Source organism: Salininema proteolyticum, assembly GCF_042685645.1.
In the GTDB taxonomy this organism is placed as follows: domain Bacteria; phylum Actinomycetota; class Actinomycetes; order Mycobacteriales; family Micromonosporaceae; genus Salininema; species Salininema proteolyticum.
Genome location: NZ_JBHUNX010000001.1, coordinates 4,625,001 through 4,638,181 on the forward strand (window position 1 = coordinate 4,625,001; position 13,181 = coordinate 4,638,181).

At 67.7% G+C, this 13,181-nt stretch carries 23 protein-coding genes; 22 read left to right on the forward strand and 1 reads right to left on the reverse strand.

Annotated elements, in window-relative coordinates; translation table 11 throughout:
- Position 1 precedes the first annotated feature (1 nt).
- The 20 genes from ACFTE1_RS21555 (at position 2) to ACFTE1_RS21650 (ending at position 9,868) form a co-directional block, all read left to right on the forward strand.
- Positions 2-256: a helix-turn-helix domain-containing protein gene (locus ACFTE1_RS21555; protein ID WP_380617634.1), complete on the forward strand. Its 255-nt coding sequence runs from the start codon at positions 2-4 to the stop codon at positions 254-256.
- A 280-nt stretch (positions 257-536) separates the two neighbouring features.
- Positions 537-884, forward strand: a complete 348-nt coding sequence (locus tag ACFTE1_RS21560) for a hypothetical protein (RefSeq protein ID WP_380617633.1) — start codon at positions 537-539, stop codon at positions 882-884.
- The gene (locus ACFTE1_RS21565; RefSeq protein ID WP_380617632.1) at positions 881-1,084 is read left to right on the forward strand and encodes a hypothetical protein; all 204 of its coding nucleotides are present in this window, start codon (positions 881-883) and stop codon (positions 1,082-1,084) included. Before ACFTE1_RS21560 ends, ACFTE1_RS21565 begins: the two co-directional genes overlap by 4 nt.
- Entirely contained in the window at positions 1,081-1,410 is a 330-nt protein-coding gene (locus tag ACFTE1_RS21570; protein ID WP_380617631.1) for a hypothetical protein, read from the forward strand. The genes ACFTE1_RS21565 and ACFTE1_RS21570 overlap by 4 nt, the downstream gene beginning before the upstream one ends.
- Positions 1,403-1,618, forward strand: coding sequence for a hypothetical protein (locus ACFTE1_RS21575; protein WP_380617630.1), 216 nt, complete (start codon positions 1,403-1,405; stop codon positions 1,616-1,618). The genes ACFTE1_RS21570 and ACFTE1_RS21575 overlap by 8 nt, the downstream gene beginning before the upstream one ends.
- A complete protein-coding gene (locus ACFTE1_RS21580; RefSeq protein ID WP_380617629.1) occupies positions 1,615-1,812 on the forward strand; it encodes a hypothetical protein in 198 nt (65 codons plus the stop codon). Before ACFTE1_RS21575 ends, ACFTE1_RS21580 begins: the two co-directional genes overlap by 4 nt.
- Entirely contained in the window at positions 1,809-1,931 is a 123-nt protein-coding gene (locus tag ACFTE1_RS21585) for a hypothetical protein (RefSeq protein WP_380617628.1), read from the forward strand. The genes ACFTE1_RS21580 and ACFTE1_RS21585 overlap by 4 nt, the downstream gene beginning before the upstream one ends.
- Entirely contained in the window at positions 1,928-2,242 is a 315-nt protein-coding gene (locus tag ACFTE1_RS21590) for a hypothetical protein (protein ID WP_380617627.1), read from the forward strand. The genes ACFTE1_RS21585 and ACFTE1_RS21590 overlap by 4 nt, the downstream gene beginning before the upstream one ends.
- 63 nt (positions 2,243-2,305) lie before the next feature.
- On the forward strand, positions 2,306-2,629 hold the full coding sequence (locus ACFTE1_RS21595) for a hypothetical protein (protein WP_380617626.1): 324 nt from the start codon (positions 2,306-2,308) through the stop codon (positions 2,627-2,629).
- Between the two features lie 475 nt (positions 2,630-3,104).
- Positions 3,105-3,341 carry a hypothetical protein gene (locus ACFTE1_RS21600; RefSeq protein WP_380617625.1) on the forward strand — a complete coding sequence of 79 codons (237 nt, stop codon included), beginning with the start codon at positions 3,105-3,107 and terminating at the stop codon, positions 3,339-3,341.
- On the forward strand, positions 3,338-3,748 hold the full coding sequence (locus ACFTE1_RS21605) for a hypothetical protein (RefSeq protein WP_380617624.1): 411 nt from the start codon (positions 3,338-3,340) through the stop codon (positions 3,746-3,748). Before ACFTE1_RS21600 ends, ACFTE1_RS21605 begins: the two co-directional genes overlap by 4 nt.
- Positions 3,745-4,122, forward strand: coding sequence for a hypothetical protein (locus ACFTE1_RS21610; RefSeq protein ID WP_380617623.1), 378 nt, complete (start codon positions 3,745-3,747; stop codon positions 4,120-4,122). The genes ACFTE1_RS21605 and ACFTE1_RS21610 overlap by 4 nt, the downstream gene beginning before the upstream one ends.
- Positions 4,115-4,966, forward strand: coding sequence for a hypothetical protein (locus ACFTE1_RS21615; RefSeq protein WP_380617622.1), 852 nt, complete (start codon positions 4,115-4,117; stop codon positions 4,964-4,966). The genes ACFTE1_RS21610 and ACFTE1_RS21615 overlap by 8 nt, the downstream gene beginning before the upstream one ends.
- A 270-nt stretch (positions 4,967-5,236) precedes the next feature.
- Positions 5,237-6,112 carry a hypothetical protein gene (locus tag ACFTE1_RS21620; protein ID WP_380617621.1) on the forward strand — a complete coding sequence of 292 codons (876 nt, stop codon included), beginning with the start codon at positions 5,237-5,239 and terminating at the stop codon, positions 6,110-6,112.
- A gap of 9 nt (positions 6,113-6,121) precedes the next feature.
- A complete protein-coding gene (locus tag ACFTE1_RS21625) occupies positions 6,122-6,859 on the forward strand; it encodes an ATP-binding protein (protein WP_380617620.1) in 738 nt (245 codons plus the stop codon).
- Positions 6,860-6,869: 10 nt separating this feature from the next.
- Complete coding sequence (locus ACFTE1_RS21630; RefSeq protein WP_380617619.1) at positions 6,870-7,664, forward strand: BRO family protein; 795 nt, start codon at positions 6,870-6,872, stop codon at positions 7,662-7,664.
- 9 nt (positions 7,665-7,673) lie between these two features.
- The gene (locus ACFTE1_RS21635; RefSeq protein ID WP_380617618.1) at positions 7,674-8,027 is read left to right on the forward strand and encodes a hypothetical protein; all 354 of its coding nucleotides are present in this window, start codon (positions 7,674-7,676) and stop codon (positions 8,025-8,027) included.
- Positions 8,024-8,407, forward strand: a complete 384-nt coding sequence (locus ACFTE1_RS21640) for a hypothetical protein (RefSeq protein ID WP_380617617.1) — start codon at positions 8,024-8,026, stop codon at positions 8,405-8,407. Before ACFTE1_RS21635 ends, ACFTE1_RS21640 begins: the two co-directional genes overlap by 4 nt.
- A gap of 250 nt (positions 8,408-8,657) precedes the next feature.
- Positions 8,658-8,933 (forward strand): hypothetical protein, encoded by a 276-nt coding sequence (locus ACFTE1_RS21645; protein WP_380617616.1) that lies wholly within the window; start codon positions 8,658-8,660, stop codon positions 8,931-8,933.
- Between the two features lie 158 nt (positions 8,934-9,091).
- Positions 9,092-9,868, forward strand: a complete 777-nt coding sequence (locus ACFTE1_RS21650; protein WP_380617615.1) for a hypothetical protein — start codon at positions 9,092-9,094, stop codon at positions 9,866-9,868.
- A gap of 83 nt (positions 9,869-9,951) precedes the next feature.
- Here the strand turns inward: ACFTE1_RS21650 and ACFTE1_RS21655 are convergent, their stop codons facing one another.
- Positions 9,952-10,251, reverse strand: a complete 300-nt coding sequence (locus tag ACFTE1_RS21655; RefSeq protein WP_380617614.1) for a hypothetical protein — start codon at positions 10,249-10,251, stop codon at positions 9,952-9,954.
- Between the two features lie 706 nt (positions 10,252-10,957).
- Here ACFTE1_RS21655 and ACFTE1_RS21660 point away from each other — a divergent pair.
- Positions 10,958-11,452: a phage terminase small subunit P27 family gene (locus ACFTE1_RS21660; protein WP_380617613.1), complete on the forward strand. Its 495-nt coding sequence runs from the start codon at positions 10,958-10,960 to the stop codon at positions 11,450-11,452.
- The gene (locus ACFTE1_RS21665) at positions 11,418-13,181 is read left to right on the forward strand and encodes a terminase large subunit (protein WP_380762859.1); all 1,764 of its coding nucleotides are present in this window, start codon (positions 11,418-11,420) and stop codon (positions 13,179-13,181) included. Before ACFTE1_RS21660 ends, ACFTE1_RS21665 begins: the two co-directional genes overlap by 35 nt.

Genomic DNA, 13,181 nt, shown 5'->3' on the forward strand with positions numbered 1-13,181 from the left:
CATGAATGATCGTTTGAATGAGCGCTCCGGCTTCGAGCTCTTCACCAAGGAGGAGGCGGCCGAGATGCTGAAGGTCTCGCCCGAGTGGCTCCAGAAACGCGTCACGCGGAACGAGGTGCCGCACACTCGCCTCGGTAAGCACGTCCGCTTCACCGTCGATCACATCCAAGCGATTGCAGTACAGGGCGAGGTCAAGCCAGCCGAATACGGGATGACCTATGCGCTCATGAAGAAGGGCGCTCGCAGTGCCGCATGAGCGCTCCACGAACTTCACTGGGCCTGGTTGGCCAGGGGGACCGACCAGGCAGGGGCCGCCGCGATTCGGGGGGACCGGCGGCCCCATCTACAGCTCCCGCACCGGGGTTGCTCCTGGTGGCGGGTGGTGAATCCCGGGGGTAGCTGCCCGGGAGCCGCAAGCTCACGGTGAGCAGGCGTTAGCCACGGCCCGGTTCAACTCCGGGAGCGGCACGACAGAAAGCCCCCGCCGAGATCCAGTCGGCGAGGGCGGTATCAGGACCTACAGAAAGGAACTCCTGATGGACACGACAGTAACAGACCACCGGTACTGGTGCCGCTGTGAGACATGTGAGCCTGGCCGCCGAGCCGAGGCAACTGCGGGCCTCCGGGCGCTCGCCGACTACATCGACGCGAACCCCACGGTGCCGTTCGACGTCCACCCGCGCATCCAGCACTGTGTACGGCCGTCGGTCCTCGGCGGACATGACGCCGCCGTGACCGAGGTCCACCGGATCGCGGCCGCCATCGGCACCGAGGTCAAAATCTTCGATACGCACCGGGGCGATGTCCACTACGTCGCCGGGGTCGCGTTCGGGCCTGTGGAGTACGTGGCCGTCTACATCCACGAGGGTGGTGGCCGCGCATGATCGACGCCCTTGACTGCACGGCCCCGGCCCAGTACCGGATCGTGACCGAGACGACCTATCAGTACGCCTGCGGGGCCCACCGTCACGAGGTGTTCCGCGCGTATTTCCAGGCGAGCGATGCCCCGACGATCCATGACCACACCGAGGACGGCCACGTTTGCGGCGACCGTCCCCGCCCGGCGGCGGAGGTGATCCGGTGACGGCCTACCAGGACCACACGATGGAGCTCACCGTCCTTCCCGAGGCGGAGGCGAACCGGATCGCGCACCTCGCCGCGCTCGTTGGCGGCCTACAGCGGACCATCTCGGCGCCTATCGAGGACGAGTCGGAGGCCGACCGGTCGACCCGGGTCCACCGCGCTCGCCGTATCGCCGAGGAGCTGCGCGCTACGGCCGATGCGGTTCTCGACGACCTCGCCCCGCAGGCGGCCCGTGCGGAGGCCGACCAGGGTGACGCCCTGGCGCACCTGTTCGACACGATCGCTCCGCATGGGGCCGGGACCGCCGAGGGGGCCCGCGATGAATAGCCGCCTCGCTGCCGCCCTCCTCGTGGTGGGTGCCGTCCTCCTGGCCGCCGCTCTGGCCGCGCTGGTCGTCCTGACCGTCCCGGGCTGGTCGTACCCGGCCTATGTGGTGGCGCTGTCATCGGCGCCGGCCGCTGGGCTCGGGGTCGCGGCGTTGACCGACCCGGACGCCCCGGGCCGCCACCGGGCCCAGGGGAGGTGGGGAGCGTGACCGGTCTCGTGGTCCTCGTCGTCATCCTCGCGTTCGCCGTGGCCGTCCTCGTGGTCGCTCTGGTCCTGGAGGACATCGCTCGACGCGACCACCGTCGCGGGGAGGAGTTCCTCCGCCGGTGGATCGAGCGCAACGTCAACCGCCCTTCGGGATTCCGAGTGGACCCCGACGACCTGAGAGGGGAAACCCGATGAACAACGTCGAGGTGCTCATAGCCGTGGTGGTGGTCCTCGGCGTGGTCTTCGGGATTGTCGTCCCGGGCTCCGACGCCCCTGACCGTCACCGCTCGAACGAGGAAGAAGTGGACGAATGATCACCGCACTTACCGGCGCCCTGGCCGCCGCCTTCGGTGCCGCGCTCGCCATCGGTGTCGTCGCCTACCGCGGGCACCGTCGCGTCGAGGCCGACGAGGAGCGCGCGGCCGTCGCCCGGGACGCCGCCGGGGACGCGCTCGCACAACTCGAGACCGACCCCGTCGACCAGGCCGGCCGGGATGCCGAGCGGGTCGTTCACGGCATGACCGTCCCCGATCTGATCACGCTGCGGGCCTATGAGTCCGAGCTCGGCGCCGACGGCCGCCTTCGACGCGCCCGCGTCGAGTTCGAGCAGAACCGTAAACCGTAACCGCCCGTGGGGTGTCCGCTCGGCGCTGCCGGACACCCCTCACATAGACCAGGAGTAACCCATATGCAACACAACATCGGAACCGACGAGTTCCCCATCATCACCGGGGCCCCGTGCCCCACAAGCGACAGCGGCCAGCCACACCGCATGGTCGACCAGGCCAAGGCCGACCAATTCCTAGACGGGGCCTACCGCACGCTGGACAACGCCGACGTGGCCAAGGAGGACTCCCTGGAGGAGGGCACCGCCGCCGGCCTATGGCTCGCAACGTGCCTCGACTGCGGGCAGAGGATGTTCGGCATTAGCCAGGGCTACGACACGGCCCCCACCGGCGTCGTCGTCTGGCTGTACATGCCGCGAGCGCACACCACGGCGGAGGACCTGTGATGGCTGGGCCCTACTGCATGTACTGCCATCGCCGGTGCTTCGTTCTTCGTGTCGTCCCCGACGGTCCGTCCGAGGGCTGGGAGGGCCACATGGCTACCTGCCGCAAGGGCATGGAGCACGACCGGAAGGTCACGGGCCACGATCACACGACCGCAGTCAATCCCGCGCGGGAGGACCGAACCTGATGGGCGAGACCCCCTTTCACGAGCCCTTCGGGCCTGTATACGCCCGCCCCACGGGGGCAGCCTGCCCGGACTGCGAATGCTGTTCGAAGGCACTGTGCGACACGGCTAAAGCAGCGACGCATTGGACGCTACAGGCCTGCCATCACCACGCCCGGTACGGGGACTACGACCTCGTCGTCGACTGCCCGTGCCCGACCGCGTCAGCTTCCCACGACTGACCACGACACCGCACCACCACACGGGGCGGCCGGACACCCACGGCCGCCCCATCTAGACCGAGAGGCCAGGACATGAACCCACTAGCTGACGTGCTGGGCGGCGAGCTCGCCGAGGCTCGGGAGGTCGCCGCCAGCTACGAACCGCCCGTATGGGACCCCGACATCTCAATGGAACGCGTGCGAGCGCTCGGGCACTTGTGCGGCGTGATCCGCTGTGTCGCTGTACTCCAACACGCCGCCGGACGCTACGCCACGCTCGACGAGGCTATCGAGGCGCTCACCTGTGAGGACGAGGAGGCCCAGCAATGACGAACGTGACCGCCAGCCTCGTCGACCAACTTTTGCGCCGCGACTGCCGCCGTTGCGTCTCCTGCGGCCGCGCTATCACCGGCGCGCGCGGGACCGACTGGGACGTCCACTACCGGATCCCGCGCAAGCGGGCCAGCCAGAACCCGTTGGTGCGGTCGATGGCGAACCTGTTGATCATCTGCGGGACGGGGGAGCGCGGGTGCTGTGGGGAGTTCCAGCGGAATCCGCGAGTCGCGCGGTGGCGCGGGCTGGTGCTGTGGGACAGCCAGAACCCCGAGACAGTGCCCGTCCAGGTGGGTGTTGAACCGCCGGACGACACGTCCTCGTACGTGCCGTTGGTCGTCCGACCGTGGCGATACTCCGAGGCAGGGTTCCGCACCCAGGTTCGGGAGGAGGCGGGCCGATGACGACCTACATCGTCACGATCCCGGCACCGGCCGGGTGGATCTCCTCGAACGACCGGGGCCATTGGGCGCCGCGCGCTCGCCTGACGCGGACGTGGAGGGCCGCGGCACGGCTGCAGGCGAAGACCGCGAAGGTCCCGCAGCTTTCGCGGGTGCGGATCGTTGCCGAAGTGCAGCGCCCGGACCGGCGCCGCGCCGATGCTGCGAACCGGTACCCGACGATCAAAGCGGCGATCGACGGCCTCGTCGACGCCGGTGTGATCGCTGATGACGACGACAAGCACGTGGACGACCTGGTGATCCGTCGCGGTGCGACGGTCGCGCGTCGCCTCGGCCAACTGACGCTGCACATCACGGAGGTGGACGACGATGACTAACACGATGACGGGCGATGCCCACGGGACCCGCCGGGTCTACCGCCGCGGGTGCCGCTGCAGGCCCTGCAGGGACGCCAGCGCTCGCTACGAGCGCGACCGCGTCCGCCAGATCGCCTACGGACGGTGGGAGCCGTACGTCGACGCCGAGCCGATACGCCACCACGTGAACCGCCTCCAGGCATCCGGGCTGGGGTGGGAACGGATCGCCGACCTCGCCGGCGTCAGCCGGTCAGTGGTGTCGACACTGCTGTTCGGTTCCCCGGCCCGCGGTAGGGAGCCGACACAGCGCATACGGCCGCACAGCGCTCGCCGCCTGCTGCAGGTGCGCCCCAGCGTGGACCACGTCGCCGATACCGCACTGGTGGACGTGACGGGCACACGCCGTCGTCTCCAAGCGCTGGTCGCGATCGGCTGGTCCCAGGCCCGCCTTGCGGTGCGACTGGACATGCACCTCTCCAGCCTCAGCCGGATCATGAACGTGCGGCACACCGTCACCGCCTCCACTGCGCGAGCGGTCCGGTCCCTGTACGACCAGTTGTGGTCGACCCCTCCGCCGCAAGTGGAGTGGCGCGACAAGATCGCCGCATCGCGCTCGCGGAACGTCGCCGCCGCGCGCGGGTGGGCGCCGCCTATGGCATGGGATGACGACGAGATCGACGACCCCTCCGCCACCGCGCACGGCGCTGCTGTGCGCCTCCGGGGTGCGAGGAACGTCCCGGAGGACGTCGCTTGGCTGGCCGACAACGGAGAGTCGGAGCTGGCGATCGCCTCCCGTCTGGGGATCAGTATCGAGGCCGTCCGCAAGGCCCTGTACCGGGCGCGAACGGAGGTCTCCCATGGGTGAGCGTGAACGTCAATTGGCCACGATGCGCGGCGGGTTCCATCCGCTCACGCACGTCAACGGGGTCCGGTTCTTGCGGCTGCATCCTGACGCGCCTCCGGTCGACGACCGGGATGCGCCGGGGCCTCGATGCGGCTCCTGCATCCACCGCGTCGAGGCACAGGGAAGCCCGCGACGTTTCCCCAAATGCCGCCTGTACCGGTCGCGGTCGGCGACGAGTGATTGCCGGGCATGGTGGCCCGCCTGCACCGACTATGAGGAGTCAACCGAGTTATGGCGCGTATCCGTTCGATCAAACCGGAGTTCTGGGACTCCCCAGGTATCGAGACCCTCGCCTTCGAGTGGCGGCTTTTGTATATCGCGATGTGGAACTGGGCCGACGACTCCGGCCGCGGTAAAGCCGAGGCCCGCGAGCTGATGGGGTTCGCCTTCCCCCGCGACGAAGAAATGACCGTCGCGGAATTCCGCCGAGGACTCGGAGAAGTCCGCCGAGTCTACGGGGTGCGCTTCTACAAGGTCGCCGGGCGCTCCTACTTCGAGATCCCCTCATGGGCCGAACACCAGAAGATCGACAAGCGCGGCGCCGCCCGCTTCCCCGGCCCCGAAGAAGGCCAACCGTTCGACCCGGAGACGAACACCCTCATTGACCAGGGATTCGGAGGGGACTCGGAGGAGTCCGCCGAGACCACGCCGAGCCCTCGGAGGGATTCGGGCGCTGGAACAGGGGAACAGGGGAACAGAGGAACAGGGGAACTATCTTGCGCACCGGCACCGCCGGAGCGCGACACCCCACCGCTGAGCCTCGATGACTCCCCGCCGAAGACGGAGCGTTCGCGGCGGGTCAAGCCCGGCAGCGACCGCGATCCAGACTGGCTGAAGTTCTGGGACACCTACCCGCTGAAGAAGTCCAAGGACGGCGCCCGCAAGGCCTGGGCGAAGGCGATCAAGCGCACGGCGCCCGCCGACATCATCGCTGGCGCCGAACGCTACCGCGACGACCCCGGGCGAGATCCCCGGTTCACGAAACACCCCACGACCTGGCTCAACCAAGGCTGTTGGGACGACGAACCTACGCCCGCCGCCCGATCGGCCCGCCACGTCCCCTACCAGGATCCCGCCGACACCAGCGCCTACGACGCGCCGCTTTAGGAGACCGCCGTGAACGACACCGAACCGGTCACCGACGTGGCTAAACAGTTCGAGAAGTACCTCCGCAACCGGGGCCGTACCAGCGAGCGCGCCACCAACCCCGACATGTGCTCCGTCCACCTCGACCAGCCGCCCGTTGGCTGCCGCTACTGCCTCATCGACGCCCGCGCCGAGGCCGACCACGCCGCGATCACCCGATGGCACGCCGAGGTCCAGGCCGCCGAATGCGACACGCGATTCCCCGAACGCTACCGGGCCGCGACCGCCGACCACCCCGACGTGACCACATGGGTCCACCAGTGGGAAACCGACCACGACCGTTGCCCATGGATGGCCCTGCGCGGTCCCGTCGGCACCGGGAAAACCCACCAAGCCTACGGCGCCCTACGCGCCGCCGTCACCGGCAACCGCCCCACCACGTGGCTTGCCTATTCCGAAACCGACCTCATCGCCCGCCTCCGGCCCCGCTCCGGCGTCGACTCCGAAGCCGCGCTCGCCGAGTACGTCAACACGCCGCTGCTGCTGATCGACGACCTCGGGACCGCTCGCCCCACCGAGTGGAGCGAGGAGACCGTCTACCGCATTATCGACGGCCGATACAACGCCTGCCGGCCGATCATCTGGACGACCAATCAAGACCGCGAAGGCCTCCGCGCCAACCTCGGCGACCGGGTCATGTCCCGCCTCGCCGAAGTCTGCACGTCCATCACCCTCGCCGGTCCCGACCGCCGCCGCACCACCACGTAAGGAGATCACCATGGCCACCACCGATATCCACACCTACCGCTATCCCATCACCGGCGACGCCGTCCGCACCATCGACATCGACGGCCAACCGTGGTTCGTCGGCCGTGACGTCGCGACCGCCCTCGGGTACCGAAACCCGAACCGTTCACTCACCGATCACGTTCCCGCAGGTCACCGCAAGGGTACCGAATCGGTACCCCTTCATAACCTGGGGCTTCACCCGCAAACGGTCCTCATTGACGAGGCCGGGATGTACCGGCTGATCATGCGCGCCCGCACCGAGATCGCCGAGACCTTCCAAGAATGGGTGACCGCCGACGTCCTCCCCACCCTCCGCCGCACCGGCCACTACTCGACCGGCGACCACGTACCCCGCACCCTCCCCGAGGCACTGCGCGCCTACGCCACCGAAGTCGAAGCCCACGACGCGACCCGCACCGCGCTCGCCGCCGCCGAGCCGAAAGCCGAGGACTGGGACGTCCTCGCGAGCGCTCACGGCGACTACTCGGTCGCCGACGCCGCCAAAGTGCTATCGCAGGATCCACTGATCGAGATCGGGCAGCGCCGCCTATTCGCCGTCCTCGACCGAGTCGGGTGGATCTACCGCGGCAGCGACGGCGAGTGGCGGGCCTACCAGTCCGCCATCAAAGCCGGCCACGTCGGCGAGGCCCCCTCCTGGTACTCCCACCCCCGCACCTTCGAGCGCGTCACCACCGTCCGCGTCGTCATCACCATGACCGGCGTGGCGCGACTGCGGCGCCTCCTCACCCCACAACCCGCCATCGACGGCGTCCGAGCCGAATAGGAGACCACCATGAACGACCTGCACACCGAACCCGCCGCACAACGCTCCTGGGACACTGCCACCCGGGACACCTTCTGGGAGGTGACCGGCCACGCCGACCACGTCGGCCCCTTCGAACATTGCCTGGCCCGCGTCCAGCCCGCCTATGTCACCGGCGTCGACCATCCCGTGTTCGAACTCCTCACCTACGCCGCCACCGAACCGCGCCTGGTCGAGCCCTCCTCGATCACGCACGCCCGCGAGCTCATCCTCGTCGAGGCGGACAACCCGACCCGCGCCTACTACATCGGCGACCAGGCCACTATCCGGCACCGAACCGCAATGGGCGATACCGACCACACCACGAAAGGGGACCACCAATGACGACACCACCCAGAACCCACCACGACCTCCTCGCGCTCATGCTCGGCGCCAGGCCGCCCGCCTCCCGCGAACCCGCCGACGACGCACCACGGGAACTCTCCGGCGACGCCTGCGCCCACTGCGGGACCGCGCTCGCCGTCGACGGCCCCAGCGGCGACTACTGCTCGGAGGACTGCCAGACCCTATGGTCGGCCCGCCGCCTCCCGACACCCCGCCGCGCCTCGGCCGACCCGACCGGTAGCGAGGCGTCGATCAGGCGCCAGGCCGCCGCTCTCGCGCTCCTGCGCGGCACCCGACCCGACCGCCTCGGCCAGGCCACCGCCGAGGTCGACGCGCTCGTCCAGGCCGGCGCACGATTCCCCCGCACGGAGGAACCGTAGTCTCCTGCGAGTCGGCACCGGGCCACGACTGTCCGAGCCTTACCAACGCGTATGCAGGGTGCCAATGACGTGCTGCGAAGTTACGCTCGCCCGGAGCGCTGAACCCGGCAAGACCTGGGGAGGCGTTCTACTCGCCCTCGCAGGGGTTCGCGCGGGGGCGACATTCAGGACAGAATGAGGACGTTTTTATGAAACCTCATGGGAGAGTGAGCCACTGGTAGGAACCGTAACCCTCTCAAAGGAGTCTGAAATGAAAACCTGGCTGAAGAAGACCGTCGTCACTGGGGCCATGGCAGTGATCGCCAGCGGCGGAATCATGGCGACGACATCAACCGCCGCCCAGGCGTCATACAGCGTCTGCATTGATTACCTCGAAACATGGGGTTATGACATCACCTCTGATCGCATTAACGCCTGTGCGATCGGAAGTCAAGGCGCACCCTCTCAGAGGATGATATGTCAGCAAATCCTAGATGAATCAGGAGTGATGGGATCCCAATCCATCTACGCTTGCCAACGGGCATAACTTCCTGGTGACAACGTCCCACCGGGCCGGTAGGCTCGCCACGAGCACTGAACCCGGCCAGGGCCGGGCGTCGGCACTCCACTCGCCCCCGCAAGGGTTCGCGCGGGGGCGACACTTTCCCACCCGGCCCCGTCTCACCCCTATGCGATCCTGACGGGATGACCGAGTGCGCGACCTGCCCGCGTCCCGTAGCGGACACCGGCTACATCTGCCACGACTGCGCGGACCGACTCCGGACCCGCCTCCAATGGATCGCCGCGAACGCCGACGAGCTCGACGTGACCGTAACCCGCCAGGACCGCATCAGCGACGGCACCGGCGGCCGCGCCTCGGCCGAGACACCACTCCCGTTCAACGCCGACGCCTCCGAGGCCGCCTGGGTCCTCCGGAACACACTGACGACGTGGGCCCGCCGCGTCGCCGCCCAGCGCGGCCTCGACGAGCCCGCCGACAACCTCCCCGCGCTCGCGAGATGGCTCCACGATCACGTCCGGTGGCTCCGCTGTCAACCGTTCGCCTACGAGGCCCACGACGAGCTCCACTACGCCGCCGGCGTCCTACAGCGCGCCGTCGACGCACCCACACCCCAGGTCGAACTCGGGGCGTGCGGCACCGACGGATGCGCCGGCCACCTCGCCGCCCCACACGGAGCCGTCACCGTCCAATGCCGCGACTGCCGCGCCCGCTACGACGTCGACCGGCTACAGCGCAGCCTCCTCGACCGCGCCGACATCCTCCTCATGCCCGCCAGCGACATCGCCTCGATCCTGTCGCAGTGGCGCCGCACGCGCGTCGCCCCATCCACCGTCCGCTCCTGGGCCAGCCGAGGCCGCCTCGCCGCACGCGGACACGACGACCACGGCCGCACCCTCTACCGACTCGGCGACGCCCGACGCCTCGCCGATGTGGGACAAGCGAAAATGGTCGCTGCCTGATTTCCGGGTTTCCCTTGACGACAGCGTGACCTCGTGCAACAGTGGTGGGTAATAGGCTCGTGAACTGTGTATTCAGACGTCCATCACTCGATGTCCAGTGACACGAGCTCCCACTCATCCTCACCCTTCGGCTCCACCACGCACGTGAACTCACTCCGAATCATCGCGCCGAAACCATTCTCCGAATCCACCGTCCCCGTCACTCGATAGGCCGGGTTGGTGAACGTAGTCGAATGCTCGTACTCCGCCGTCGCAGGTGCCTTCAGCCGTTCCTCGATGAAGTCCTCGCACATGATCTCAGCCATGGTCGAATCACCACCAGGCTCATCATCGTCGCCCAAGCTCACCACGTATCCGATGGCGCAGACCAGGACGATAACCACCACAGCGACACTAGCGATGATCTGGGGAGTGGACGGCTTCTTCGACGGCTCAGGAGAAGCGGGAGGGGTGGGAGTAGACAACGGATACACCTTTCATGACATGGGCGAATGGGAATCACGCTATCGCATACCCCCGAGTACTGCATCCTACGAACAGCCAAATTCAGGAGGCGAGCCATGCCGACTCGGGCAAACCGCACCTGCCCCGTACCAGGATGCGGACGACCCACCAAGGGGGGGAGGTGCCAGGCACACACCAAAGCCGCACGACGAGCCAGCCCCTACGTACCCCCACCCCGGGCCACCGGTACCGCGGTCCACTACGGGCGAGCCCACCAACGCCGACGAACCGACTACCTAGCCAACCACCCATGGTGCGAGGCCCGGGGGTGCGACCGCACCGCAACCGACTTCGACCACATCGACGGCGACCCCACCAACAACCCCCCGGACGGGTCCAACTGGCAAGCACTCTGCAAACCCCACCACTCCCGCAAAACCGTCCACCACGACGGCGGGTTCGGCAACACCCCCACTCCCCGAAGAGAACACCCACCCTCCCACACGGAAGGGGAAGGGGACGTCTGAATCTCTACGCGGGGGGCTGTCGAACGCGCGGGGGTGAGGGGGCGAACTTTTTGACAGAACTCCACGATTCCACCCCGGCCCCACCGACGGGCCCTGATACTCGAGCGGAGGTGACCCAGTGACCGTAGCCGGTAAGGGCGGCCGCCCGAAGAAACCGACCGGGCTCAAGATGTTGCACGGCGACCGCGCCGACCGTGTCAACACGAGCGAACCGCAGCCCGACTCCTCCGAGGTCACCCGGCCCGCATGGTTGACCGGCGATGCCGCCGGAGTGTGGGACCGCCTCGCGCCTGACCTGATCCGCAAAGGCGTCCTCACCGCGTGGGACGTCGACCTGTTCGCGACCTTCTGTTCTGCGGTGATCGTCAACCGCGACGCCCTGGTGGAGATCGACGAGAACGGCGTCAAGTGCTCGGCGCCGGTCCGGGAACTCTCGGACGGCACGATCGTCTACGACCTCCGCCGCAACCCCGCATGGCAGGTCGCCCGCGAGTCCGCCACGATGATGGCGACGGTCGGGGGCCGGTTCGGGCTCTCGCCGGCCGACCGCGCGGGCCTGTCGATCGGTGAAGCCGACGATGGCGACTCGACAGCCGACCTTCTCTCCGGCTGACCCCGCGACTCGCTGGCGCCCACAGGACCGCAAGGGCGGCCGGTGCGGGTACACGTTCCGAGCGAAGACCTGCGAGCGCCGCGGCGCCCATTATTGCGAGCCGCGCGCCGACCGGGTCGTCCAGTTCTTCGCGAGCCTGCTGGTCCACACGAAGGGCCCGAGCGCTCGCACGGCGTTCACGTTGAAGCCGTGGCAGGAGTTCGAGATCGTGCGGCCGCTGTTCGGCGAGGTCCAATGGTCATCCGAATGGGGCCGGTACGTTCGCCGGTACCGGACGGCCACGATCGTCATGTCCCGCAAGAACGGCAAGTCCGCGCTGGTCTCCGGGATCATCCTCTACCTCCTCGTCGGTGACGATGAGGAGTCGGCGGAGATCTACGGCGCGGCGAAGGACACGAAGCAGGCCGGGAAGGTTTTCGAACCGGCGTTGCGGATGGTCCAGTTGTCGCCGGTTTTGGCGCATCGGCTGCGACACATCAAATCGTCGCGGCGCCTGATCGATGAGCAGACCGCGAGCCAGTTCGAGGTGATCTCGGCCGACGCCGATGCCCAGCTGGGCCACAACCCGCACGGCTTCTACCTCGACGAAGTGCTCTCGCAACCGGACGGGTCGCTGTGGACAGCGATGCGCACTGCTGTCGGCGCTCGCGCGCAACCGCTTTTGATTTGCATGACCACCGAAACCAACGAGCCCGTGTCCTTCGGCGCGGACATGATCGACGAGGCCGAACGGATCGTCGAGGATCCCGCCCGCGCCCCGCACGCATTCGCGTTCGTCCGCAAGATGCCACGGGCGCAAGACGAGCTCGACCGGCTCGCCCGCCTACACGCCGACCACCCGGACCTCCCGGTGAGCCTGGACGTGTGGGACGAGGCGAACTGGAAATGGGCGAACCCCGCCCTCGATGATTTCCTGTCCCGCAACGCTCTCCGCGAGGAGGCACTGGAAGCTCGCAACGACCGGAAGAAGGAGAACTCCTTCCGCCAGTTCCGCGCGAACCAGCGCGTCCAAACCGCGACCCGGTACATCTCCCTCGACCTGTGGGACTCGAATATCGGCGAGCTGGCACTCAACCCGGCGTGGATGCTCCCTCGCTTGGAAGGCCGGAAATGCTGGGCCGGCCTCGACCTGTCGAGCAAGCTCGACATGACTGCCTGGTGCTGCCTGTTCGAAGACGGGGCGCTGTGGTGGCGCTACTGGGCGCCCGAATCAGTGATTCCGCTGTTGAACGATCCGACAGGCGGTGCGTTCGAGCAATGGTGCGACGACGGCTGGATAACCGTCACCGACGGCGACACGATCGACTACGAGCAGGTCTACGACGACATCGAAACGGACTGCAACACGTTCGCGATCGAACAGTGCATCTACGACTTTTGGAGTGGCGAGCCGGTCCGGCAGGCTGTCGTCGAGCGTACGGGCCTGGACATGGTCGAGTCGAAAACGACTTACGACCGTATGACCGAACCGATGAAGGAACTCACGCGTCTGTTGAAAGTCCGCGAGTTCCGGCACTTCGGAAATCCCGTCTCCCGGTGGATGGCCGACAACCTAGAAGGCAAGACGCCCCGCGACGACCCCGACCGTATTCGCCCCGTCAAGCCGGACCGGGAACGGTCCGGCAAACGTATCGACGGTATGCCGGCGCTCCTGTTCGCGATCGATGGCCGCCAACGCGCCGAGGACACCTCATCCGTCTACGAGCAACAGGGCTTGATGATCCTGTGA